The sequence below is a fragment of the Aliivibrio friggae genome (assembly GCF_057368515.1).
Genome location: NZ_CM170648.1, coordinates 1,981,261 through 2,004,997 on the forward strand (window position 1 = coordinate 1,981,261; position 23,737 = coordinate 2,004,997).

26 protein-coding genes are annotated in these 23,737 nt (G+C 39.2%); 6 read left to right on the forward strand and 20 right to left on the reverse strand.

Annotated elements, in window-relative coordinates; all coding sequences use genetic code 11:
- Positions 1-36 precede the first annotated feature (36 nt).
- Complete coding sequence (gene mnmC / locus AC2INI_RS09190; protein WP_486304670.1) at positions 37-2,079, forward strand: bifunctional tRNA (5-methylaminomethyl-2-thiouridine)(34)-methyltransferase MnmC2/FAD-dependent 5-carboxymethylaminomethyl-2-thiouridine(34) oxidoreductase MnmC1; 2,043 nt, start codon at positions 37-39, stop codon at positions 2,077-2,079.
- Between the two features lie 129 nt (positions 2,080-2,208).
- Here mnmC and AC2INI_RS09195 read toward each other — a convergent pair whose 3' ends face one another.
- Together AC2INI_RS09195 and AC2INI_RS09200 are read right to left on the reverse strand one after the other, a co-directional pair.
- The gene (locus AC2INI_RS09195) at positions 2,209-3,183 is read right to left on the reverse strand and encodes a lytic murein transglycosylase (RefSeq protein WP_486304671.1); all 975 of its coding nucleotides are present in this window, start codon (positions 3,181-3,183) and stop codon (positions 2,209-2,211) included.
- Positions 3,183-3,467: a YcgL domain-containing protein gene (locus AC2INI_RS09200; RefSeq protein WP_122033862.1), complete on the reverse strand. Its 285-nt coding sequence runs from the start codon at positions 3,465-3,467 to the stop codon at positions 3,183-3,185. Before AC2INI_RS09200 ends, AC2INI_RS09195 begins: the two co-directional genes overlap by 1 nt.
- 183 nt (positions 3,468-3,650) lie before the next feature.
- Here AC2INI_RS09200 and minC point away from each other — a divergent pair, with 183 nt between their 5' ends.
- From minC to minE, 3 genes are read left to right on the forward strand one after another with little or no spacing between them, the layout of a single operon-like run.
- A complete protein-coding gene (minC, locus tag AC2INI_RS09205) occupies positions 3,651-4,316 on the forward strand; it encodes a septum site-determining protein MinC (protein ID WP_122033863.1) in 666 nt (221 codons plus the stop codon).
- 24 nt (positions 4,317-4,340) lie between these two features.
- Positions 4,341-5,153 carry a septum site-determining protein MinD gene (minD, locus tag AC2INI_RS09210; protein ID WP_122033864.1) on the forward strand — a complete coding sequence of 271 codons (813 nt, stop codon included), beginning with the start codon at positions 4,341-4,343 and terminating at the stop codon, positions 5,151-5,153.
- A 2-nt stretch (positions 5,154-5,155) separates the two neighbouring features.
- Positions 5,156-5,416 carry a cell division topological specificity factor MinE gene (gene minE / locus AC2INI_RS09215; RefSeq protein ID WP_122033865.1) on the forward strand — a complete coding sequence of 87 codons (261 nt, stop codon included), beginning with the start codon at positions 5,156-5,158 and terminating at the stop codon, positions 5,414-5,416.
- A gap of 116 nt (positions 5,417-5,532) precedes the next feature.
- Here minE and rnd read toward each other — a convergent pair whose 3' ends face one another.
- From rnd to AC2INI_RS09255, 8 genes are all read right to left on the reverse strand, one after another.
- Complete coding sequence (gene rnd, locus AC2INI_RS09220) at positions 5,533-6,654, reverse strand: ribonuclease D (RefSeq protein ID WP_122033866.1); 1,122 nt, start codon at positions 6,652-6,654, stop codon at positions 5,533-5,535.
- Between the two features lie 142 nt (positions 6,655-6,796).
- Positions 6,797-8,479, reverse strand: a complete 1,683-nt coding sequence (gene fadD, locus AC2INI_RS09225) for a long-chain-fatty-acid--CoA ligase FadD (RefSeq protein ID WP_122033867.1) — start codon at positions 8,477-8,479, stop codon at positions 6,797-6,799.
- A gap of 184 nt (positions 8,480-8,663) precedes the next feature.
- The gene (locus AC2INI_RS09230; RefSeq protein ID WP_486304672.1) at positions 8,664-9,533 is read right to left on the reverse strand and encodes an alpha/beta fold hydrolase; all 870 of its coding nucleotides are present in this window, start codon (positions 9,531-9,533) and stop codon (positions 8,664-8,666) included.
- A gap of 5 nt (positions 9,534-9,538) precedes the next feature.
- Entirely contained in the window at positions 9,539-10,087 is a 549-nt protein-coding gene (locus tag AC2INI_RS09235) for a Slp family lipoprotein (protein ID WP_486304673.1), read from the reverse strand.
- Positions 10,088-10,110: 23 nt separating this feature from the next.
- Positions 10,111-10,425: a hypothetical protein gene (locus AC2INI_RS09240; protein WP_045102495.1), complete on the reverse strand. Its 315-nt coding sequence runs from the start codon at positions 10,423-10,425 to the stop codon at positions 10,111-10,113.
- A gap of 56 nt (positions 10,426-10,481) precedes the next feature.
- Positions 10,482-11,183 carry a tRNA (adenosine(37)-N6)-threonylcarbamoyltransferase complex dimerization subunit type 1 TsaB gene (gene tsaB / locus AC2INI_RS09245; protein ID WP_486304674.1) on the reverse strand — a complete coding sequence of 234 codons (702 nt, stop codon included), beginning with the start codon at positions 11,181-11,183 and terminating at the stop codon, positions 10,482-10,484.
- A gap of 7 nt (positions 11,184-11,190) precedes the next feature.
- On the reverse strand, positions 11,191-13,152 hold the full coding sequence (gene yoaA / locus AC2INI_RS09250) for a DNA repair helicase YoaA (protein WP_486311215.1): 1,962 nt from the start codon (positions 13,150-13,152) through the stop codon (positions 11,191-11,193).
- A gap of 85 nt (positions 13,153-13,237) precedes the next feature.
- Entirely contained in the window at positions 13,238-13,426 is a 189-nt protein-coding gene (locus AC2INI_RS09255) for a hypothetical protein (RefSeq protein WP_122033872.1), read from the reverse strand.
- Positions 13,427-13,591: 165 nt separating this feature from the next.
- On the opposite strand from AC2INI_RS09255, the gene purU reads away from it, so the two are divergent.
- Positions 13,592-14,425 (forward strand): formyltetrahydrofolate deformylase, encoded by an 834-nt coding sequence (gene purU, locus AC2INI_RS09260; protein ID WP_045102498.1) that lies wholly within the window; start codon positions 13,592-13,594, stop codon positions 14,423-14,425.
- Between the two features lie 77 nt (positions 14,426-14,502).
- Here the strand turns inward: purU and AC2INI_RS09265 are convergent, their stop codons facing one another.
- From AC2INI_RS09265 to AC2INI_RS09310, 10 genes are all read right to left on the reverse strand, one after another.
- Complete coding sequence (locus AC2INI_RS09265; RefSeq protein WP_045103337.1) at positions 14,503-15,300, reverse strand: alpha/beta fold hydrolase; 798 nt, start codon at positions 15,298-15,300, stop codon at positions 14,503-14,505.
- Between the two features lie 128 nt (positions 15,301-15,428).
- A complete protein-coding gene (locus AC2INI_RS09270; RefSeq protein WP_486304676.1) occupies positions 15,429-16,301 on the reverse strand; it encodes a hypothetical protein in 873 nt (290 codons plus the stop codon).
- Positions 16,298-17,440, reverse strand: coding sequence for a beta-ketoacyl synthase N-terminal-like domain-containing protein (locus tag AC2INI_RS09275; protein WP_486304677.1), 1,143 nt, complete (start codon positions 17,438-17,440; stop codon positions 16,298-16,300). Before AC2INI_RS09275 ends, AC2INI_RS09270 begins: the two co-directional genes overlap by 4 nt.
- A gap of 5 nt (positions 17,441-17,445) precedes the next feature.
- The gene (locus tag AC2INI_RS09280; RefSeq protein ID WP_486304678.1) at positions 17,446-17,715 is read right to left on the reverse strand and encodes an acyl carrier protein; all 270 of its coding nucleotides are present in this window, start codon (positions 17,713-17,715) and stop codon (positions 17,446-17,448) included.
- The gene (locus tag AC2INI_RS09285; protein ID WP_486304679.1) at positions 17,712-18,878 is read right to left on the reverse strand and encodes an ABC transporter permease; all 1,167 of its coding nucleotides are present in this window, start codon (positions 18,876-18,878) and stop codon (positions 17,712-17,714) included. Before AC2INI_RS09285 ends, AC2INI_RS09280 begins: the two co-directional genes overlap by 4 nt.
- Positions 18,871-19,794, reverse strand: coding sequence for an ABC transporter ATP-binding protein (locus AC2INI_RS09290; RefSeq protein ID WP_486304680.1), 924 nt, complete (start codon positions 19,792-19,794; stop codon positions 18,871-18,873). The genes AC2INI_RS09285 and AC2INI_RS09290 overlap by 8 nt, the downstream gene beginning before the upstream one ends.
- Positions 19,794-20,738: a BtrH-related acyltransferase DarH gene (gene darH / locus AC2INI_RS09295; RefSeq protein WP_486304681.1), complete on the reverse strand. Its 945-nt coding sequence runs from the start codon at positions 20,736-20,738 to the stop codon at positions 19,794-19,796. The genes AC2INI_RS09290 and darH overlap by 1 nt, the downstream gene beginning before the upstream one ends.
- A gap of 85 nt (positions 20,739-20,823) precedes the next feature.
- Entirely contained in the window at positions 20,824-21,237 is a 414-nt protein-coding gene (locus tag AC2INI_RS09300) for a DarG family dialkylresorcinol biosynthesis protein (RefSeq protein ID WP_486304682.1), read from the reverse strand.
- Complete coding sequence (locus AC2INI_RS09305) at positions 21,237-22,385, reverse strand: beta-ketoacyl-ACP synthase III (RefSeq protein ID WP_486304683.1); 1,149 nt, start codon at positions 22,383-22,385, stop codon at positions 21,237-21,239. Before AC2INI_RS09305 ends, AC2INI_RS09300 begins: the two co-directional genes overlap by 1 nt.
- Before the next feature lies 1 nt (position 22,386).
- Positions 22,387-23,301: a hypothetical protein gene (locus tag AC2INI_RS09310; protein WP_045102507.1), complete on the reverse strand. Its 915-nt coding sequence runs from the start codon at positions 23,299-23,301 to the stop codon at positions 22,387-22,389.
- Between the two features lie 199 nt (positions 23,302-23,500).
- On the opposite strand from AC2INI_RS09310, the gene AC2INI_RS09315 reads away from it, so the two are divergent.
- On the forward strand, positions 23,501-23,659 hold the full coding sequence (locus AC2INI_RS09315) for a YqaE/Pmp3 family membrane protein (protein WP_122033882.1): 159 nt from the start codon (positions 23,501-23,503) through the stop codon (positions 23,657-23,659).
- The last annotated feature ends 78 nt before the right edge of the window (positions 23,660-23,737 follow it).

A 23,737-nucleotide genomic window follows, 5' to 3' on the forward strand; every position in this document is an offset into this window, starting at 1 on the left:
AAATCCGACGTAGATTATCTTTAATGGTTCTAATTTATGTCACGAAATCACATTTTACCACAAAACAGCATCACTAATGCAATCCTTGATTGGAATGAGTCTGGAACTCCTGTCTCAAATGACTTTGATGATGTCTATTTTTCTAATGATAATGGATTAGAAGAGACACGATACGTCTTCTTACAGCAAAATCATCTGCCTCAAAGATGGCAAGATTATGACCAACGTCGTTTTGTAATCGGTGAAACAGGATTTGGTACTGGGTTAAACTTCCTTGCTGTGTGGCAATGGTTTAAAACATTTAGAGAACAAAACCCAGATGCTGCACTTAAAGAGCTTCATTTTGTTAGTTTTGAAAAATTCCCTGTCACTAAGGCCGATCTCATTAAGGCCCACCAAGCATGGCCTGAATTAGCAGAGCTAGCTGAGCAACTGCAAGAACATTATCCTGCTGCCGTTCCAGATTGTCACCGACTGGTATTAGAAGATGGCATGATAACACTCGACCTTTGGTTCGGTGATATCAAAGACTGTATGCCACAAATTTGGATGGATGATTCAGGAGTTATCGACGCTTGGTTTTTAGATGGTTTTGCACCAAGTAAAAACCCTGAAATGTGGAATCAAAATCTATTTAATAATATGGCCAGCCTTGCTAAAAAAGGCTGTACTTGCGCTACTTTCACAGCAGCAGGTTTTGTTCGTCGAGGCTTGATTGAAGCAGGCTTTGATATGAAAAAAGTCAAAGGTTTCGCTCATAAAAGAGACATGATCGCTGGTACATTAACGGAACGTAAAACCAAGGCGAATCATGCGGTTTGGTATGCACGCTCGACACCAGAAAATATCACAGATGTGGCTATTATTGGTGGAGGTGTTGCCAGTGCATCATTGGCGACAACACTGCTTCGTCGCGGTGTAAATGTCACTGTTTACTGTAAAGATGATAAAGCCGCACAAGGCGCTTCTGGTAATCAGCAAGGCGCTGTATATCCTCTACTGAATGAGAAGTTTAACTCACTGTCACGATTCTTTGCTCCCGGCTTTATTTTTGCTCGTCAGTTCATCGACCAAGCAGCCAAAGACGTGGAATTTGATCACGATTGGTGCGGCGTAACCCAACTCAAATGGGATGATAAATCAGAAAATAAATTAAATAAAATGCTAACCGCTCAGTTTCCCAATGAACTCGTCACCGCATTTAGCAAAGAAGAAACAAACCACCATGTTGGCCTACCAATCAATATGGAGAGCGTTCATTACCCTCTTGGGGGCTGGTTATGTCCAAAACAGTTAACTCGTGGGATCTTTACTCATTTATCAGAAAACCCACTATTTACGTTGCATAATAACGCTGAAGTGACGCAATTAACTCAAACTGACGATAAGCAATGGAACGTTATTCTTGGTGAAAAAATAAATCGACATCAAGCCGTTGTGGTTGCTAATGGCCATAAATTTACTGATTTCGAACAGACCAAAGATATTCCAGCAACACCGGTTCGAGGCCAAGTGAGTCATATTCCTACCACGGAATCACTAAAAAAACTGAAAACAGTGTTGTGTTATGACGGTTATTTAACCCCTGAAAATACCAAGAATCAAAGCCATTGTATTGGCGCAAGTTACGATCGCCGTGATTTAGATTTAGCGTTTAAAGAATCAGATCAAATAGAAAATGGTGAACGATTACAGAAATGTATTCCTAATGAAGCTTGGGTGAAAGAGGCAGATACGTCTGACAATCACGCTCGTGTCGGCATTCGCTGCGCCAGTCGTGATCATCTGCCATTTCTTGGCAATGTGGTTCGCTTTGAAGATATGCAAGAAGAGTACAAATATATCTATAAAAAACGCCACTGGTTACGTGAAGCGAAAGATATACCTGTCTATGAAGGTTTATTCTGTATGCTGACATTAGGTTCAAGGGGATTAAGCTCTGCGCCACTATTGGCAGAAACCTTAGCATCACAGATCATGGGAGATCCAATTCCGCTACCAAATTCGGTACTTGAAGGATTGCACCCAGGAAGATTATGGGTGAGAAGGTTGTTGAAAGGAAAGCCGTTGGATATTTAAGAGAAAGTAAGAGCAGGGACTAGGTCGGTCGCCAGCTCCCTTTCAGGTTTCAGGGGGCTCGTTGTAAGTGATAAACTCACAACAAACTCCCCTGAATCCTTTGAGCGAAGCGATCTGAACCCTGCTCTATTACTTAATCGAATCAGCTAAGTGACTCACCGCTAACGCAAAGTAATGCGAACGGTTCCAGTCCATTAAAACTTGGTAATTATTGTAAACCAGATACGCACGACCATCGTTATCATCGGGTTGCACTAACCACGCTTCGATATCGACGTCAGGTAACGCTTTGCCCGTTAAACGACGAACACCAAGGTCTTGCCATTGAGCTAATGACTTACCTTTTTCTTCAGATAGCCCTTTTAGGCTTTCAGCATCTAATGATTCAGGTAATTGTACTTGACGTCCCCACGTATAAGTATCGTCCCAACCCACTTGCTTTAAGTAGTTTGCTGCTGATGCGAATACATCCGCGTGAGTGGTCCAAATATCTTTACGACCATCACCATTGCCATCAACGGCATAAGCTAAGAATGACGTTGGCATGAACTGACATTGTCCCATCGCCCCTGCCCATGAACCTTTCATGTTTTCTGGAGTAATGTGACCTTGCTGTAAAATGGTTAATGCAGCCATGGTTTGTTTTTTGAAGAATTCTTCACGACGGCCGTCATAAGCTAACGTCGTCAATGCTTCAATCACATTATAACCACCAGTCAGCTTACCAAAATTACTTTCAACGCCCCATAACGCAACAATAAAACGAGGTTGAACGCCATATTCATTTCCAATACGGTTCAGCTCTTTATAGTGTTTTTGGTATAAATCGTTTGCTTGTTTGATTTTCCATTTCGGCACTGCGCGTGGAATATACTCATCTAGCGTTAATTTTTTTTCTGGCTGGTTACGATCTGATTTGACCGCTTTTTCTTTAAAGGCAATATCTTTAAATGCACGCTCAAGAATAGGTTCTGAAATACCTATCTCTCTCGCTTCATTTTTTAACTCTACAATATAGTCCTGAAATTCCCCTTCAGGAGTATTTGCTGTAACAGATGTTGCCATGAGCAGACTGACTATCCCTAGCAGTAATTTTTTCTTCATTATTCACTCTCTTTTCTTGCTGCTTTATCTTTTTTATATTTTTCAAGCAAATTTTCTGGTGGTGGCGGAAGTTGTAAAAAGAAACCTTCATTTTTAATTGATGTCTTTACTGTTTCTACATCAACTGAAGCTAGCGTTCTTCCTGCTAAGTTTACTACCATTACCATGGTTGGCGTTCCAAACATCGCCATCAGTTCTTTAGGAACTGGTGTAAAGTCATCTTTTTTCTCTATATAAAGATAAGCACCTTGTTTTTTGGTACTTTTATAAACTGAACAGAACATTTTATAACCTATTTTGAAAAGGGTTGATCTTGCTCTCAACTTCTAACATGTAAACAATGTCTATTTGATGAGAGCCTTACTAAAAAGTACACTTAAGACAAGAAGATAACTTGCTGTGCAGTCAAACTGACTATAACATGGTATCAGATTTGTGGTATTAAATTTATCAAGATACAGAATAGTATGACAAAAACAGCCGATTTAAAGGGCAGTAATTTCACCCTTTCAGTATTACATTTACCTAATGATGACGTACATCAGGCATTAGCTATGCTTGAAGAAAAAGTGGCAAAAGCGCCTTCTTTTTTTGCTTCTGCGCCTGTTGTTGTAAACATTGAAAATGTATCAAATGAAATTAACTTTGTTGAGCTAAAATCTGGTGTCGAACGCACTGGTATGATCCCTGTCGGGATCACTGGCTGCAAAGATAAAGAAAAACAAGCTCAGGCCACTGCAGCAGGGTTTGCTGTTATGACCTCATTTACACCTCAACAAGTAACACAAAAAGCCAATATGCAACCAACGAAAGTGGTTAGAACCCCTATTCGTTCTGGTCAGCAAGTGTATGCAAAAGATGCCGACCTTGTGATATTAAATCACGTAAGCCCAGGCGCTGAGGTCATTGCTGATGGCAGTATACATATACATGGAACCTTGCGAGGCAGAGCAATTGCTGGTGCGAGTGGCCAAACAGAAGCAAAAGTTTTCTGTAAGAATTTACAAGCTGAACTGATTTCCATTGCGGGTAATTATTGGTTAAGCGACCAAATTGACAAAGAGTATTGGCATCAAAATGTCATGATCACTATGGTTGAAGACCGTATTCAGATCGATACCCTAACGTTATAGCACAACATAAAAGGAATAATAAAAATGGCACGTATTGTCGTTGTGACTTCTGGCAAGGGCGGTGTAGGTAAAACTACGTCGAGTTCTGCTATTGCATCAGGTCTTGCGCTGGCTGGCAAGAAAACAGCAGTTATCGATTTTGATATAGGCTTACGTAACCTTGATTTAATCATGGGTTGTGAGCGTCGTGTAGTTTACGATTTTGTAAACGTGATTAATGGCGAAGCTACTCTAAATCAAGCACTAATCAAAGATAAGCGCGTAGGTAACTTGTTTATCCTACCGGCTTCTCAAACTCGCGATAAAGACGCACTAACCAAAGAAGGTGTACGCCGAGTTCTTGATGACCTTATTGAAATGAATTTTGACTTCATTATTTGTGACTCTCCTGCGGGTATTGAAGCTGGTGCATTAATGGCACTATACTTTGCTGATGAGGCAATTATTACGACGAACCCTGAAGTTTCTTCAGTTCGAGATTCAGACCGAATTCTAGGGATTTTAGATTCTAAATCACGTCGTTCAGAAGAGTCATTAGAACCAGTTAAGCAACATTTACTACTTACTCGTTATTGCCCTGCTCGTGTAAATCAAGGCGAAATGTTAAGCGTAGAAGATGTTGAAGAAATCTTGAATATTCCACTATTGGGAGTTATTCCAGAGAGTCAATCAGTACTAAATGCATCTAACAAAGGTGTTCCAGTAATTTTTGACGAAGAATCAAACGCAGGCTCTGCATACCAAGATGCAGTAGACCGTCTGTTAGGCAAGGAAGTTTCATTCCGCTTCTTAGAAGAAGAGAAGAAAGGTATCTTTAAACGACTATTTGGAGGTTAAGCATGGCATTGCTTGAGTTTTTTAGACCACAGAAAAAAGCCACTGCTAACATAGCTAAGGAAAGGCTACAGATCATCGTTGCAGAACGTCGCAATGGCGGTCCTGCTCCTTCATATTTACCACAGCTAAAAGAAGATATTCTTAAAGTGATCAGTAAATATGTAAACGTAAGTCCTGAAATGGTAACCGTGTCTCTTGAACAAAAAGAAGAAGACCTATCAGTTTTAGAACTAAACGTGACGCTTCCAGAAGACGACCATTAATCTTTAGGTTAAACACTGCGCTTATAATATTAAAAAAGGTGACTATTAATAGTCACCTTTTTAGTAAGCAAGCAATAATACCAATTCCAGTAATTACCTAATTAATTACATTGATATTACTTTTCAAGCACAGACATAAATCGAGCTTCTAATAAGTCACCACGCCAACCGTTTAATGTTTCCGGTTTGAATTCTGGCGCAGAATTTTTCTTCCACTTCCAAGAAAGTAACTGATTTAACTGCTTTTTAGACGACAGAAATTCAGGCATTAATCCAGACTGATCTGAAGCTAATTTCACTTCATCTTTCAACAGCTTAAAAATCTGCTTATAGCCTGGGTAATCCATTAATCGAGAGATCTCTTTTGGGTATTCTGCTGGATCTAAATCATCCGCTAAATAAGTAAAGCGTAACAGCTTACCACCATGACGTTGAACTTCTCTTGGGTCAAAACCCTCTTTTAGCATTTGCTCTTTGCTGCGCAAACCAAAACGCGCTAACTTCCATAAACTTAATTCATGAACAACAAAGTTAACCGCTAAATCACGCTTTCTAGCTTCTTCTAAACGCCATTTCGCGGCCATTTTCAATATTGCTAATTGCTTAGGGTTTAATTGCCATGCATTTTTAATATCTAAATACGCTTTCTCAGCATCTGGCTGCTTTTCACGTTTTTTTACCGCTAATTCAGATTCTTCATAGGCTGCTGCTTCCCACTGTGTTTCTGCTAATTCTGCTTTTAGCTTTTCAAACATAGGCAGTAAGTAATGCACATCTGCTGCGGCATAGTTAAGCTGTTTTTCAGACAATGGACGCGCCATCCAATCTGTTCGAGCCTCACCTTTATCTAGATCTACACCTAAATAATCCGACACCAATTTCGCAAAGCCCGTGGATAAACCATAACCCAAGAATGCAGCCATAATTTGAGTGTCTATCATCGGCGTAGGCATACAACCTGCGTAGTGTTGGAACACTTCTAAATCTTCACCACAAGCATGAAGTACCTTAGTGACTGATTCATTTTTTAATAAATCCCAAAGCGGAGTTAAATCATCTATTTCAACCGGATCAACCAATGCTAACGTTTCACCATCAAACATTTGAATCAAACCTAAACGTGCATATAACGTTCTTGTGCGTACAAATTCAGTATCTAACATTAGAAATGGTTTATGACTTGCTTGCTGACAGATCTCAGCTAAACGTTGACTCTGTTTAACGATTTCAAATTCCACAGTTCTTCCTTAAAAAATCGGTAAGGCAAGATAGCTTAACCTCAATAAAAACTAAGCTATCTTGTCTCTATTATTTATATTTATTATAAAAATAATGCCAGCGATTAAGCTGGCATTATCGTGTTTTTACATTGTAACCAAATTACGCGTTTTCTTCTGCTTTATATTCATCTCGCAGTTCACGACGCAAAATTTTACCTACGTTTGTTTTTGGAAGATCGTCTCTAAACTCAACAATACGTGGGATTTTATAACCAGTTAAATGCTTGCGGCAGTGAGCAATAAGTTCATCTTTAGTAAGGCTAGGATCGCGCTTAACAACACAAATACGAACCACTTCACCCGATGTTGGATGAGGTTTACCAACAGCTGCAACTTCTAACACTTTCCCATGAAGCGCAACTACATCTTCAATCTCATTTGGATACACGTTAAAACCTGAAACTAAGATCATGTCTTTTTTACGGTCAACAATGTGTAGGAAGCCTTCATCATCAAATTTAACGATATCACCAGTGCTTACCCAACCATCATCAGTGATCATATCTTTCGTTGCTTCAGCACGGTTCCAATAGCCTTTCATCACTTGAGGACCACGGACTTGAAGCTCACCAATTTGATCATTAGCAACGACATTGCCCTCTTCATCAACCATACGAACTTCAGTTGATGGGACAGGTAAACCAATAGACCCATTGTATGAGGTTAGGTTATGTGGATAAGCTGCAACCAATGGAGAACACTCTGTTAAGCCATAGCCTTCGAGTAAGTAACAACCTGTATGTTGCTGCCATTTTTCAGCAACTGCACGCTGCACAGCCATACCACCGCCAACAGATAAGCGAAGATTGCTAAAATCTAACTCATGGAAATCTTCATTGTTTACTAACGCATTAAAGAGTGTGTTCACTCCTGTAATTGCCGTAAATGGATACTTCTGTAGTTCTTTAATAAAACCAGGAATATCACGAGGGTTAGTAATAAGTAAGTTGCGACCACCCATTTCAACAAATAGTAAGCAGTTTACGGTTAATGCAAAGACATGATACAGAGGCAATGCGGTAACAATAAGCTCTCGACCTTCTGTCAACACAGGACCGTAAGCCCCTTTTGCCTGCATTACGTTAGCAATCATATTACGATGAGTCAGCATTGCGCCTTTTGCTACGCCCGTAGTGCCGCCAGTGTATTGTAGGAAGGCTAAGTCCTGACTATCAATAAATGGCTTGATATATTGCATTCTACGGCCTTTACGCAATGCATTACGCATAGAAGTCGCATGAGGAAGATCGTACTTTGGTACCATTTTCTTCACGTACTTAACAACGAAGTTTACAATAGTGCCTTTCGCACGAGGTAATTGCTCACCTAGATTCGTTAAGATCACGTGTTTAACTGGCGTATTATCTACCACTTCTTCTAGCGTACTAGCAAAGTTTGAAACAATCACGATTGCCGCCGCACCAGAATCATTCAACTGATGCTCTAATTCACGTGGTGTATAAAGTGGATTAACGTTTACCGCTACCATACCTGCACGTAATACACCAAACAACGCAATAGGATATTGCAATAAGTTCGGCATCATTAAAGCAACTCGGTCGCCTTTTTTCAGTTTAAGTTCATTTTGTAAGTAAGCAGCGAAAGCACGACTGCGCTCTTCTAACTTACGAAATGTCATTACTGAACCCATATTGATAAATGCAGGCTGATCGGCATATTTATGAACCGATTGCTCAAACATATCAACCAATGAACTGTATTGGTCTGGGTTTATTTCTGCTGGTACGTCTTCTGGGTAACGTGAAAGCCAAACTTTATCCACGCTTTTCTCCTATTCTATATACGATTCATTGCTCTTTTAGCAATAACTCAATAACAGTGATCAGTATCACTTTTGATGAGTAGACTATTTACTCTACAATTATAGTCAACTATTTTTATTATCAATTATTTATTCGTTGCTTATTTGACCATAAACATGGCTTTTTTTTAAATATGTGAAGCAGTTATGTGGTTATTTTGTTAACCAGAACACCAATATAATAGCTCACTTGATCTGGGTGCTCTAAATGGCAGTGGTGACCACCCTCTATTTTAAAACATTCAAAATTGGAAATATGACGATATCGATGGGTTTTCTGCTTTAAATGCCCATAACCTTCACTGCCAATAACAGCAACAACTGGGCATTCAATCTTCGAAAGTAACGATAAAGCATGAGCTTCACTCATTCGATAGAGAGAATCACATTTCACTTTCGCATCAGTTGTCCATTGCACATGTTCAGATGATGTTGTTAATGAACGAGTGACCATTGGTTCTATTAGTAACTCAGGCAATTGATTCACTTTTGATCGCAACTCAATCGCCGCTTGCTTATCTTTTAATGTTCGTTGAGGCTTATTCCGATAGCGTTGGCGACTTAGGATCCCTTGGCGTAACCGTTCAGTGATCTTATCTTCTTCTTCACTCAATGGGCCTAATGCTTCAATCATCATAAGTGCGGACACTTTTTCAGGAAAAACAGCACAATAAGCACTCGCAATTAAAGCGCCTAGTGAATGCCCAACTAATACTACATTTTCTAATTTTGTTTGAAGTATTATCTGATGAAGATCGTCAATATAGTCAAAGAAGTGATAAAAATTATCATCCCCTTTATGGCTTGATAACCCGTGACCAAACCAATCTATCGCAATTAAATGATGAAATAGCTGCTGCTTTGTGTAGGCTTCCATCGTTGTTTTAAACGTGGCCGCATTATCTTGCCAACCATGTAAAAATAATATCGTTTGATGGATCTCTTTTGGTTTAATTTCCATCACGGCTACTGTGCCATGGTGAAGGTCAATGCTTGATTGTTGAAATAAACTCATACTGGTTATTTTACTTCCTGTACGACTTTCCCACGTCGGCTTTCAATACTGCGCTGATGTAAACATCGACTGCCAGTACACGGCATATAGCTCATATTGAAATCATTGCTCACGACGTATTCTTGCACTTGCCATAAATGAATAGCAGTACCCGTTATAACAGGAAAAGAGTAAAGAAAATCACCGACATTGGCCTTTTCAATTCCATTTGATTGCCCTAAGACCGTAATTAATCGACCTTTTGCATAAGTCACCGGATCGATAAACCCATCAAAATAGACCACAAATCGGCCATTAGGCTCTTGAGCTATATCTGGTTTTCCAGCAGAAGAAATAGGTAGGTTAACCACTTCAATGCGAGTGGTCGTTTTTAAGTTATCAATACGAGCAACAACCCCACCTAAACGTACTTCGCTTGGTCGGCTATGTTCAGCAGCTGCTGAAAAAGCACTGTATTCAGTAATCACTGCCGCTTGAGATGATTCTAATTCTGTAGGAAGTGAGCTACAACCTGCAAGTAATAACGCAAATAGAAAGCACAATGTCTGTTTCATATTAATCCTTTTCATAACTGAAGCTAGATATAGAGATCGACACCGACGAGCTGAGCAAGTTCCTCTCTACGCTTTTGCAGCATAATATCCATATACTCTTCCATTGCTTTACGATTCCCCCCTTCAGGCAAATCGTATTGCAATCGAGAGTTAGCATACTCTGAAGCATTAAGCTGCTTTACTTGATTAGTAACTGCTGTAGCCACTTTGGACGGCTGAGCAACCATGGCTTTACTGCCATTAGCTTTCTTAACCTGATTATTCTTTCCAACGGCTTGCTGCTTTTGTACTTTTTGATTCTGTACTAATGCAGGCGGTAGCCCATGAATTGATACCATAGTGACCTTTCTTAATTGATTAATAAACGGAGCTCATCACTCCGCTAATTTAAAAATTATTCGCGACCTGGTAGCTTTTTCCAAGTAACCGTATCACGAACATAAACAGGGGCAGATTCTTCTGCTGGCAACGCCAATCCTTGCTCAAATTTTTGTTGCGCTAAAAACGCGATATCTTCCGCATCAGGATAAAGTACTTCTGATGCTTTGCGCTCTAATGGTAATTCCACTAACGCTTCCGTATACGCATCCCAGCCGGTACCTACGGTTAACCACTCACCTGATTGTTCAGGTAAATACGTTAACAAGGCTTCTGGCTTAAACACAGATTCAGCAACGTTATAAGTCCAGGTTGCATCATCATTACGTTGATACATACCAAAGTAGACTTCACCCATGCGAGCATCAATCGCTGCGGCAACTTGCGTCGCCCCATGAACTCGGTAGCCCGCTTGCGCCATTGCTTCTAATGTTGAAATACCTATCATAGGTAAATCGGCACCAAATGCTAAACCTTGAGCAATACCAATACCGATACGAACACCAGTAAAGCTACCTGGCCCTTGACCAAATGCGAGAGCATCTAAATCTTGTAAGCGCACACCCGCTTCTTTTAATACTTCATCGACAAATGGAAGTACTTTAATCGTGTGTTCACGCGGTGCCACTGCACGTCGAGAATAGACTTTTCCGTCAACAATCAGTGTGACAGAACAGTTTTCAGTGGCGGTATCTACCGCTAAAATATTTGCGCTCATTAATGCCTCAATTTTCTAAAATGGCTTCTTGTTTTTCTGATTCATTTTCATTGGTCTGATTGGCTTTTGCCAAAAATTCAGACACATTACGTAAATCTCGTGTGCGCGGTATCGGTGGTAAACTTTGCAAGAACGTAGAACCATAAGGTCGAGTGACCAAACGATTATCACAAATAACCAATACCCCTTTATCTTTAGTATCTCGAATAAGACGACCAACACCTTGCTTTAAGGTGATCACAGCATCTGGTATTTGTACTTGCGAGAATGCATCACCACCACTCAATTGACAATCTTCAATTCGAGCTTTTAGCAATGGATCATCAGGTGCTGTAAAAGGAAGTTTGTCTATGATAACACAGCTTAGCGCGTCACCTCTAACATCGATACCTTCCCAAAAAGCCCCTGTCGCAACCAATAATGCATTACCCAGTTCCATAAACTCAGACAATAATTTCTGCTTTGTCGTTTCACCTTGAACTAACACTGGTAAATCGAGAGTTTGTCTAAATTGCTCCGCCAGATCTCGCATCATTTGGTGCGAAGTACACAAGAAAAAACAACGGCCATTATTTTGTTTAATCACGGGTTGTAATAATTCAACTAACTTATCCGCAATGCCATAACTGTTTGGTTCAGGCAAAAAGCGAGGAACACACAGTAATGCTTGGGTTTGATAATCAAACGGGCTCGGCAGAGAAAATTGTTTTGTCGGCTCTAACCCTAAGCGTTGTGTAAAATGAGAGAAATCATCATTTACCGCTAACGTTGCAGACGTAAAAATCCAAGCACCTTCTTTATCTGCCACTTGCTCTTTAAATTTATCAGCCACAGATAATGGCGTAATATTCAAACTAAAATGACGTGGCGTACATTCATACCAATAGGAATAACCACCAATAGTGGTATCACAAACACGCTCAAGACGGTTCTTCAATAAAGCACAACGATCAAAAGCCGCATCCAATAATTGACTGCGTCCTAGTGCTAGCTTTAATACATCATGAGCTAATTCAAACGCATCATTGATTCGAACTATTTCGCGCTGAACCGCTTGTGATTTAATCGCTTCTCGCCAGTTACCCCTAAAATTGGTATCACCTAGAATAATACGAAGATCCATCGCGGCACCCGCTAGACGCTCTGCTACTTTTTGTAACTGACGCATGTCTTTCGCTTCAGTGCGATAACCGATCTCTATATCTTTTGCTAATTCAGTTAACTGGCGACTAGATAGATTTTGACCAAAATATTGACTCGCAATATCTGGTAACTGATGCGCTTCATCAAAAATAAAAATGTCAGCTTCTGGGATTAATTCACCAAACCCTGTTTCTTTAATCGCTAAGTCTGCAAGAAATAGATGATGGTTAACGACCACGACATCTGCATCCATCGCTTTTTTACGTGCTTTAACCACAAAACACTCATCAAAGCTTGGGCAATCCTTACCTAAACAGTTGTCATTAGTAGAGGTTATTGAAGGAACAATTGGGCTGTCTTCTGCAATCGCTGTGCAATCGCCTAGATCACCCGTTTTGGTTTCAGATGACCAAGCCCGTACTTTAACCAATTGGGTTAATAATTCAGGATCAGCTTGCGGAGTATGGCTTTCTACCAGTTGTTGATTTAACCGTTCAGGGCATAAATAATTTGAACGCCCTTTTAATAACGCAACTTGGCCATAAAAGCCCAACGACGACGTCATCAAAGGCAGATCACGATGAAATAACTGCTCTTGTAAGTTTTTAGAGCCAGTGCTGATAATGGTTTTTTTACCACTCACAAGAGCAGGAGCAAGATAAGCAAAGGTTTTTCCTGTCCCTGTCCCTGCTTCTACTACAAGTTGTGTACCATTTTTAATAGCATCATGGACCGCATGAGCCATATCAAGCTGAGGTTGACGAGGTTGGAAACCAGGAATGGCCTTACCTAACGCGCCTGAAGAAGAAAAAATCTTGGCAATCATATCAACCTACATTCATCGTGATTATAAAATAGGAAGTGATTATGCCAAGATTTTCAAAGAAACTAAACGTTAAGTTTCTTGAGAATTATTTATTAAGGTATCGATTTAACCAAGGACTTTGAATAGGGGAACTCAGTTCTTTTGCTGCTGTCATTGGGGATGTATGATTTTCGAATAGTCCCAATAACTTACCATCATCAATATCATCTAAAGATGTTTTCATAATTGATGCTACACGTTCTTTATAAAGTTTACTTGCTAACATTTTATCCATAACGGTCGCCTTTAAAAGAGAGCACGTATTCCTGTGCTATTTATAATTTAATTTTATTTCTGAATGAAAAACGCTTTACGATTCATTCAATTGTAGGTACAAACAAGAGGTACGCTTTATATATATCAAATTTAAATAGAACACTTTGTGATCACGAGAGATAAAATGGAAAAGAAAATACTACTAACGGATTGCCCTGATTCTCGTGGGCTAATAGCGAAAATAACCAACATTTGTTACAAGCATCAATTGAACATAGTTCACAATAATGAATATGTTGATAACGTAACAGGCCAGTTCTTTATGAGAACGGAGCTAGAAGGTATTTTCAATGATGAAACCTTCTTACTAGACATTGATCAAGCATTACCAACAGGTAGTCACCGTAAATTAGTCACTGAACCGTGCAAAAAAGTGGTTATTCTAGTCACTAAAGAAGCACACTGTATTGGTGATATTTTAATTAAAGCTTATTCAGGTGCCATGAATATTGAGATTGCTGCAGTCATTGGCAACCACGATACCTTAGGTGGACTAATCGAAAAGTTCGACATTCCATTCCATCATGTTTGTCATCAAGGCTTATCACGTGAAGAGCATGAAGAAAAAATGCTGGATGTGATTAACTCATACCAACCTGAATATGTCGTGCTAGCAAAGTACATGCGTGTATTAACCGCTAACTTTGTTGCCCAGTTCCCTAAAAAAATCATCAACATTCACCACAGCTTCTTACCGGCTTTTATTGGTGCAAAACCTTACCAACAAGCTTACGATCGTGGTGTCAAAATCATTGGTGCAACCGCGCATTTTGTAACGAATGATTTAGATGAAGGTCCAATCATTAAACAAGATGTTATCCCTGTGGATCATAACTTCAGTGCAGAAGACATGGCGATGGCCGGTCGTGATGTGGAGAAATCAGTATTAAGTAAGGCGTTAACTAAAGTCTTAAATGATCACGTATTTGTATATGGTAACAAAACCGTTATTCTTTAATTCAGAACATGAGTTAACGGATATAAAAACGGCGATCATGATGATCGCCGTTTTCTATTCAATTCTTATGTTTGTTTCTATTGAGCTGCAATAAATTCTATCGCGTACTTATTGAATTCTTTTGGTCTATCAATATTACACACATGGCCACATTCTGGAATTTGTAATAACTGACTGTGTTCATGTACCGCTACCATCTCTTCTACTGGCTTCATAAATAAATAATCATTTGCTCCCATCACATACAGTGTAGGAATTGCTAATTCTTTATCTTTGAAATAACGCATTAGTGGATTTACATCAGCGGCTAGCTTAAACCAACGTTTAAACTCTTTCTGACACAATTTTTTAGCTTCACGGGTAAAGATATGACGTGATTCTTTTTGGCTTTTTTGTGGCATAACAACATAAGAGAACAGTTTATATAACCACATATAAGGCATGATATTTTTCGTCATATCTCCCATCTTAATTAAAAATTGAGATCGAAAATTAAAACGAGTAATTGCTCCTGCCAACACCATAGAACTTACTCTATCTTGTGCTAACTCGGCCAAATTACGAATAATAATAGTGCCTAAAGACATACCCACAAAATGTGCAGATTTAATATTAAGATGATCAAGTACATCAATAATATCTTGGCTTACCACTTTAAAAGAGTATTGCTTGTTCATGAATTCTTTAATTTTCGAGAAATTATTCGAACGTCCATGACCACGTAGATCAATTAGCAGAACATTAAAATTCTTCCTAAAAGCAGCTACTTGCTTAAACCATGTTGTCGAACTTCCACCCGCACCATGAACAAAAACAACCCACTTAGAGCTTGATTCATGTTCATAAGCTCTGTGGAATAATAAAGAATCAGACATCCATTCAACTTTCATAAAAAATATACATTGCGATGACTATATCACTTCAAGACAGTAATGAATATACATCACCACATTTCCTGTCGTTGAGCTAACAAGATAAAATAAAGACATCCTAACCCATTGATTTATAGATCTAAGGTTAGGGTTATTACTCTATATCTCTCCTCAAAGCCATCAATGAACAGTAAGCGGCCTTGTTGTTCTTCTATAAATAGATTCAAAGCATACAATTGATTGGTTTCGTAGAAATCACAAACAGGTTGGCAATCAAATAAATCGCTAGGCACAACGTCCATAACACAAGTTATTAGATCATTTGAAACTCGTTGACCAAATGCGACATGCGTTGCGAAAAAGGCTTGAGTCGTTAATAAGGAAGTCAGATATGCCAGTAACGATTGTTGGTTAAACTGTTGAGGTAATACATCAATTTTTGCTTTAGCGCCATTCTTACTTGCACTTAATAACATCCAATTTGATCCCTCGCCTATCACCGCATCTTCTGAAAGATCTAAATAACCATGAGGATCATTAGATTGCTCTACTCGCTCATCCACCCCACCCAGCAATATATTCTGCTCTTGTTGGTTTTTTAGACTCGCATCGGCTAGTAGTAATGCATTTTCAACCACAAATCCTTGCTGCGCTAAGTTTAGGTTTTTACTCTCAAGGCCTAAAAACTTCGCAATATAAAACCCAGCTGTATTACTTAATGAGTTAATAAAGTCGACGGGTTTAGGAGGCATATTTTCCACATAACGCTGCTGACACAATCGATTAAATACCGATAAGTTCCCCTGACCAGAGACCATAAACAGTGCGGTATTTTTATCTAATTCCTGTTGCTCTTTAATATCAGAGACACCTAACAAACTAAGTTGAATAAAACGATCAGTTCGACGAACAAAACCAGACGCTACTTTTTTGCATTCTGCTTTTACATCAACATCTTGGTCTTGTTTAATATTCACACTAGCAACGCAATGCACATACATCATACGACGTCCTTCTTCACAACAAGTGCATTATTGTTACCACCAAAACCAAAACAGTTCAGTAAAAATACCCCAGAATCACACGGGATGCTTTCTTGTGTTGGAGTCCAGTTAATCTCATCATCTTGAATTTCAAAGTTTGGCGTTTTAGGTATGAATCCGTTGTTAATGGCCTGCATCATGATCACTAACTCACTCACACCGCAACTGCCTAGCGTGTGACCAATATACGGCTTTAATGAAAATAACGAGGGCGTTTGAGAAAACACTTGTTTCATGCCATTTATCTCTGCTAAATCACTTAGATTACTTGCGGTTCCGTGTGCCTTTACAGCTGTGATATCTTCTTCGCTCACATTACTGGCTTGCAGTGCATTCTTAATTACTTGAGCGATACCAGAACCATCCGGATTTACGCCTGTCACACTGTGTGTCTCACACTGACTACTGCCACCACAAAACTGCCAAGGTGATAGTTTGACATCATCACGACTCATTAACAGTGCACCTAAGGCTTCTCCTAATAGCAATCCATCTCTGTTTGCATCAAAAGGCTTAGTTTGCTGCTGAGCCAATAATTGCATAGATACGAATCCCTCAAAAGAGTGAGAGGCGAACATTTCCATCCCGATGACCAGTGCATAATCGATGACACCCGCCTCCAGCATCGTTGCTGCATCTAAAATGGCATTAGAGCTCGAAGTACAAGCGGTGTTGTAAGTTAAGCTAAATGGATTTAAACCAAACTTAACCGTTAATCTATCGGCATACACACCATTTCCGACTCGACTACCTGAAAACTGAGGTGGATTATTTTCTTTAATACTCGAACCAAGTGGTTGCATTAACGACATATCATTGGCGGCACAACCTAAAAATAAACCACAACGTTGGCGATCTTGCTCTGATATATTGTGCAGTTCAAACAAGTTGCTAATCAGTGTGTCCAAATAAGGAATAGGATCAAACAGTTCCTCAAAATTACCGTTATTCTGAATCGCGTAATAAGGCAACGTTTTGATCTGTTCAAATACATTCACTGATTTATCAACAGTAAGGTATTTGCCCGCTTTCATTAAATCCAATTGCTGTGCTTTATTGCCAAGTGCGCTTAACACGTCGCCACCAAGTATCGTAATCATCGTTATTATTCTGGTTGTAGGTGATCAGCAAGGTGGTTAATCGTCGTTACAATACGGCGAAACTCTTTTGGGTCTACCAAACGTAAATTAAAGTGACGCTGCAATAACATCGAAATTTGCAATCCATCTACTGAATCTAACTCTAAACCACTTTCATCAGAAAATAGCTCTACATCATCTGCCAATTCATCTGTTGCGATTTCTTCTCTGTCACACTCTTCAAGGATCATGTTTTTAAGTTTTATTTTGAATTCTGTATCTAACGACCCTTTCATGAACTTTTCCTTTGTTTATAAGTAAATACAATACTGGCAATCAATAGTGAAACCACGCCAAATAACGTCAATGCCATGGCTTCATTAAGCACATCCATTACGCTTCCTCGACGTAAGAAAATATCTAAAAACCCCTCTAATCCCCACGACATCGGAGAAATATTGGAGAAAGTTTGCATTGCTTCTGGCATCACAAACTTAGGCACCATGACGCCACCAATCGCCCCTAATAAAATATTAACAATGCCGCCAATCGTCGTTGCTTGTTCAATGCTATCAACCACGGTTGCAATCAAAATAGACAAACCAATTGCCGATAAACTGAGTGATAATGAAACCAATATCAAACCAAAAACCGAACCACCAATCGTTAATGGAGCCGCACCAAATAGAGGAACGATATACATGCCAACGCCAATCATTAACCAGACTTGCACTTGATTTATCAGCATATAAGGTAATATTTTCCCACCAAACAAGGCCGCTAAGCTGAGATTCATGGTGCTTAATCTCATTAAGGTATTTTGTTTTCGCTCACTAATAAAAATGGTCGACATCGGAATAATGACAAAGAACAGACCAAACACGATCCATGAAGGTACGCTTTGTTGAGTCGAGGTCGGTTTTTCATCTTGGGATAACTTGGCGTATTGGATTTCCATTAATGACGATTCATCAAAAGAATTATCAGCACTGTCATCATCCAAAAAATCAAAATTATCTTGATTAGCAGAGTTCACTTCATCAAGTTTATTTCCCATCCAACTCAAGGCTATTTGGTTCTTGAAAATGGTCAGTAAAGAGGGAGAGGTATCTGCCGCCACACTAATTTTCAGTGGTAGATCGTCTTGATAAAAACCATCAGGAATATCGATAATAAACTGCACCCCCTCTTCTTCAGGTGAGAGGTAGTCATTCGAACTCAAAGGATACTGAGTTAATGTTTTAATAGTAGATAATTTAGTCGTTAACGCTTCACTAGCAGCGGTTGAATCTTGATCAATCACTGCATAAGTCATTAATGATTTATCTTCGTTCATCACATCTTTAAGTGCCAATGACATGATCAAGATAAACACCGCAGGCATAATAAACAACGCAGCTAACGCGTGTTTATCTCGGCCTACCAATAAGAATTCTTTTATCAACATGGCTTTAAACATCGGTTCTTCCTTTTGATGTTAGATTGATAAACAGAGATTCAAGTGTGGTTGCACCATAGCGGATTTGTTTCACTTTGATGTGCTGTTGTTCTAATTCACTGATCACTTGAGCAACCAATGTGCTGCTTGAATGATCTAATAGTAGAGTCGTCGTATCAACTACGCTCACGGCCTCCATATTCATAATAGACAGAGATAGCGGTACCGATGAATGAGGATAAAGCTCTACAATCACTTGCTGACTCTCTTGATTATTAATCAATGAGGATATTGAACCTTGCTTAACGATTTGACCCGCATTCATGATTGCCACGTCATCACAGATTTTTTCTATCTCTGGCATATAGTGCGATGTATAAATCACGGTTTTATTATCTGACTTATACGCCTTAATTGTATCCAAAATTTCATTGCGCGATTCAGGATCAATCCCCACTGTCGGCTCATCAAAAAACAGAACATCAGGATTATTTAACAAACCAATCGCTATATTTAAACGGCGCTTTTGACCGCCAGATAAGGTTGATGATTTTTGATCCATCATGGCTGCAAGGCGATTCGTTTCTACCGCATACGCTAAATTATCTTTTAAGGTTTTGCCTTTTATTTTTTGCACACCAGCAAAGAAGTTTAAGTTCTCTTTTACACTTAAATTCTCATAAAAAGCCAAGCTTTGAGGGATCAAAGAGCAGCGCTGACGAATAGCCTTTAGATTATTTTTTAACGGTAAATCAAAAAAAGAGACCTCCCCAGAATCAAACGACACTAAGCCATTTAAAATGGAGATCAGCGTGGTTTTTCCTGCTCCGTTAGGACCGAGCAAACCATAAATACTATTTGAGGGAATGGAGAGCATTAAGTTATCTAACGCTTTCTTGTTACCATAGGATTTATTTAAGCCACTAATTTTGATCATTAAAACGCTCGCATTAATGATAAGTACAATTGCTTTTCTTGCTCAGCAACTGATTCTAATTTTGCTGCAATAATATCAAATTCAATGGCTTTTTTATTTCGAGGACGGATCGCTTTGGCTATTAATAATGCAAATTCACGCCATTCATCACCAATCGCCGTCATCTCAATAGAAGCGGTTTTTAGCTTTTCGTTATGAATCAACTCTGACGCTTCTTGTAAAAAAGAAGCGTAGATATAACGAAAACCGGCACCACCGGTACCAATCTCTTCTTGCATACGAATGATATGGCCTAAAAATAACTTGGCATAATGCTCGTCTTTATTTTCTAATTGGCGAATATGCTTGGCTAAAAAATGCATCCCTTTTAAGCCTGCAATAGGCACAGGGGTTTTCAGCATCGTTTTAGCGGTTTTCTTAATGCTTTTTTCAATCACACTAGGGTAATCAATCGAACTTGGAATATATGTTGGGTAATACAATGACCCTTTTGGTGCCATAACACCTTTAACAAAACGGGCTTTTTGTAGCGCTTTCTCTTCGGCTTCAACTAAGCGCTCAAAGACTGGGTCACTGATTTGATAGGTTTGATTTTTTTTATCAACAACAATGAGGTTATGAGCATTAAAATGAAAACGCATCTCTTCTGGAAAATACGGCAACCAGAATACAGACGTTTGTGCGCCGACGATTTTACCTTGTTCAAGTAACTCATCTAATCGCTTGGTGCCTTGCTCTGGCTTTGAAAACTTCTCTAATTTCATTTTCAAACCGATGCTTTTTTGCAATCCTTTCATTATGGATTTTGGCATCGAACGATAGGCAATCAATGGCATGCCGCTAAGTTTCACAAACGGAAGATAAGCAAACACTAACGCGCTTGATAAACCAAACACCATTGGCTCTGATAATGGCAAACCATGATGAGTAAGCATCGAAGACATGACACCACTCTCGCAGTGTGCATAGTGTTTGTGTTGAAACTGAGTATTATTTTTTTTCAAGGTAGTGGTCATGAACACGCTTTATTTATTTTTTATTCGAAAGGTTAGGTAATTTAGTTAATTGCTTAACTGAAATACCTAATGCATCACTATAGGCCGAAAGCTTAGCTGGCGATAACTTAGCAAACACCGATGGTGAAAAATGACGTTTAACTCGCCATTGAAACCAACCAACGGATTGCGCTAACACCATTAGATCCATACGTTGAGCAAACATATGATAATACAAAGAGGACTTTTCACCTGTTCTTACCAGGTCATACGCTACTTGTGCTTGTCGTTCAAATTCATTTAAGGCTTGCTTGGTGACTTCTTCTTCGACTTCCCAACCTGTAGACGCGACCACTGAGTACTCGCCATTTTCATCGGTGGCATACACGGCTTTCGCATTATTAGCGTAAGTTGAAATATTATCTTGCGGGACTTTGTTAACTTCCATTAGACCACCTTCAATTGCATAAAGGCGGTAGAGAATCGTCCACTCTCAGGTACGTAACACAATAATGTATCACCTACTTTTAACTCACCAGAATGGAACAGCTCTTCTAACATGATATAAATCGAAGCTGAGCCTGTATTTCCTTTGCTTGGTAAATTAGTAAACCAGCGTTCTTGTGGAATATCACAGCCAGCCTCTAACATCCCTTGATACAGACGATCACGGAAGTAACCTGATGAGTAATGAGGAACAAAATAGGTCACTTCATCTGCGTTTACTTTACCTTGCTCAACTAACTCTTTTAGCGGCTTGGTTACCGTGTATTCAACAATATTATCGTTCAGTTGTTTTACGTCTTGCTTAACTGAAAATATAGATTGATCTAACCACTCTTGAGACCCATATTCACGCCAGCCTTTTAAGCTGCCATCTGCTTGTTTTTCAGCCCCCGCATACATACAAGCATTAAGCTCGTTAGCGTATGATTTTTGCATCATCCATTCAATTTCAAGGGAGATTGAATCGGTATTAGGTTGAGACGTTAATAGTGCAGCACCCGCCCCATCACTTAACATCCAACGTAAAAAGTCTTTTTCAAAAGCAATCTCAGGTTGACGCTCTAGTTTATCCACCACATTTTCAATTTCAGCTTCAAACTTATTGGCTCTCATCATCGCTGATGCATTTTCAGAACCTGTGACCACGGCATTATTACTTTGGCCACTTAGAATCGACATATAGCCATATTTTAATGACATGGTCCCCGACAAGCAGATCCCAGAGGTTGCCATCACTTCACAGCTAGGGATCCCTAGTTCACCGTGCACCATTAGGGCATGATTTGGTAAAATTTGATCCGCAATCGTCGTACCACAAGCTAACAACTCGGTGGAATTAATATCAAAGGAAGGTGACGATAATTTTCTGATCGCTTCTGCTGTAAGCTCAGTATTCGTATGCGTCGTTTCGCCGGTTGCAGGATTAATTGCATAATAGCGCTGCTTAATTTTATTGGATCGCAAAATGAGATTTTTTGCACGAGAGGGACGCGAACCAACTTGTCCAAGAACGTTTTCGATTTCTTTATTACCAACGGCATCATTAGGCAAAAAGGCCTGAATGTCATTGATATATACTTTTTTATTCATTCTAACGTCCTGACGGTTTTTCGTAATAGGTAATGCTTTCTTCTACTGCTTTCTTTCTAAAAGGTGAAATAAGTTTCTTTACTAATAAGTTTATCGGTACCAAAGTTAATACCATTAGCGCTAAAAATACGGCGTATATAGTAATCACTATTTTACGAGGAAAAGAACCTGGCTTACCTGACTTTTGAATTAGCTTGCCCCACACCATAAATGAGCGTGTGGCGATTTTTTCAGAACCGATCAGTTTTCCATTTACTGTCACTGCATTCAGGTTTTTAAGTAGCGGTTCTTTTTTCTTTTCTAAATCATTTTCTAATGCACTAACAAGGCGATGACCAAAGCGTTCACTTTCTTGCAGATCTTGTTCAGATACCCCTGCGGCAGGGAAAATCCAAAATGGATCTTTTTTGCCTGTTAATAACCAACGAGGGGTAGTAATAAATGCATAAATAGACCCCCCTTGATCGGTTAATACCGCATTATCGATCAATGTACCACCTAACTCTGCAATAACCGCTTTCATCTTCTCTTGCGCCATTACCCACATATCACGACAGGCAATAAAAGTAATAACCGGCTTATCTTTAATTAAACGCTTTGCTTGCGCTGTTTTAAGAAATCCAGTCATTGGAATTGAAGGAGATAAAAACCACACCGTATAACCGATAATAACTAAGTCATACTCTTCTTCTAAATTTTCTGCAGGCTTCACTTCACAGCCATTCATATAAATCGCTTCAGGAAAAGCATCAAAGAATGGGTAAAACGACCATGGATAAGGGTATTTATTGACAGGCTCAACACAGTGATAATCAACCTTTACTTCATCACTTTGACGTAAAGGTGCAGTTGCGAGCTCAACAAATTTTGCAAGCTGCCCACTTTGAGAGTGAGAGACGACTAAAACTTTTTTCATAGGCGAAGTAATTTCATTATTAATGTGATTATTTGCAAACTATTTTATAGCATCCATAATTATTATAAATAGGTAATCAATATATTTAACAACTTCAAGCTTAAATAGATAATCTCCTCGTTTAATTAATAAACTATTTGATATTAACTCCATAATAAATTAGCGTGAGCTCATAACTTCATTTTATTAAGGATAATATATGAACAAGCTTGTTTTAATTATTTTATGTGTATTGCTTCCACCACTAGGTGTTTTCTTTGCAAAAGGGGTAGGAAAAGATCTCTTAATCAACATTGTACTGACTCTTTTCTTCTGGGTACCAGGAATGATCCACGCCCTTTGGGTAACGACTCGTTAAAAAAGTAACTCATTAAAAAACCGTAAAATAAAAAAGCGAAACCCTAAATGAAGGTGTTTCGCTTTTATTTGGTTCCAC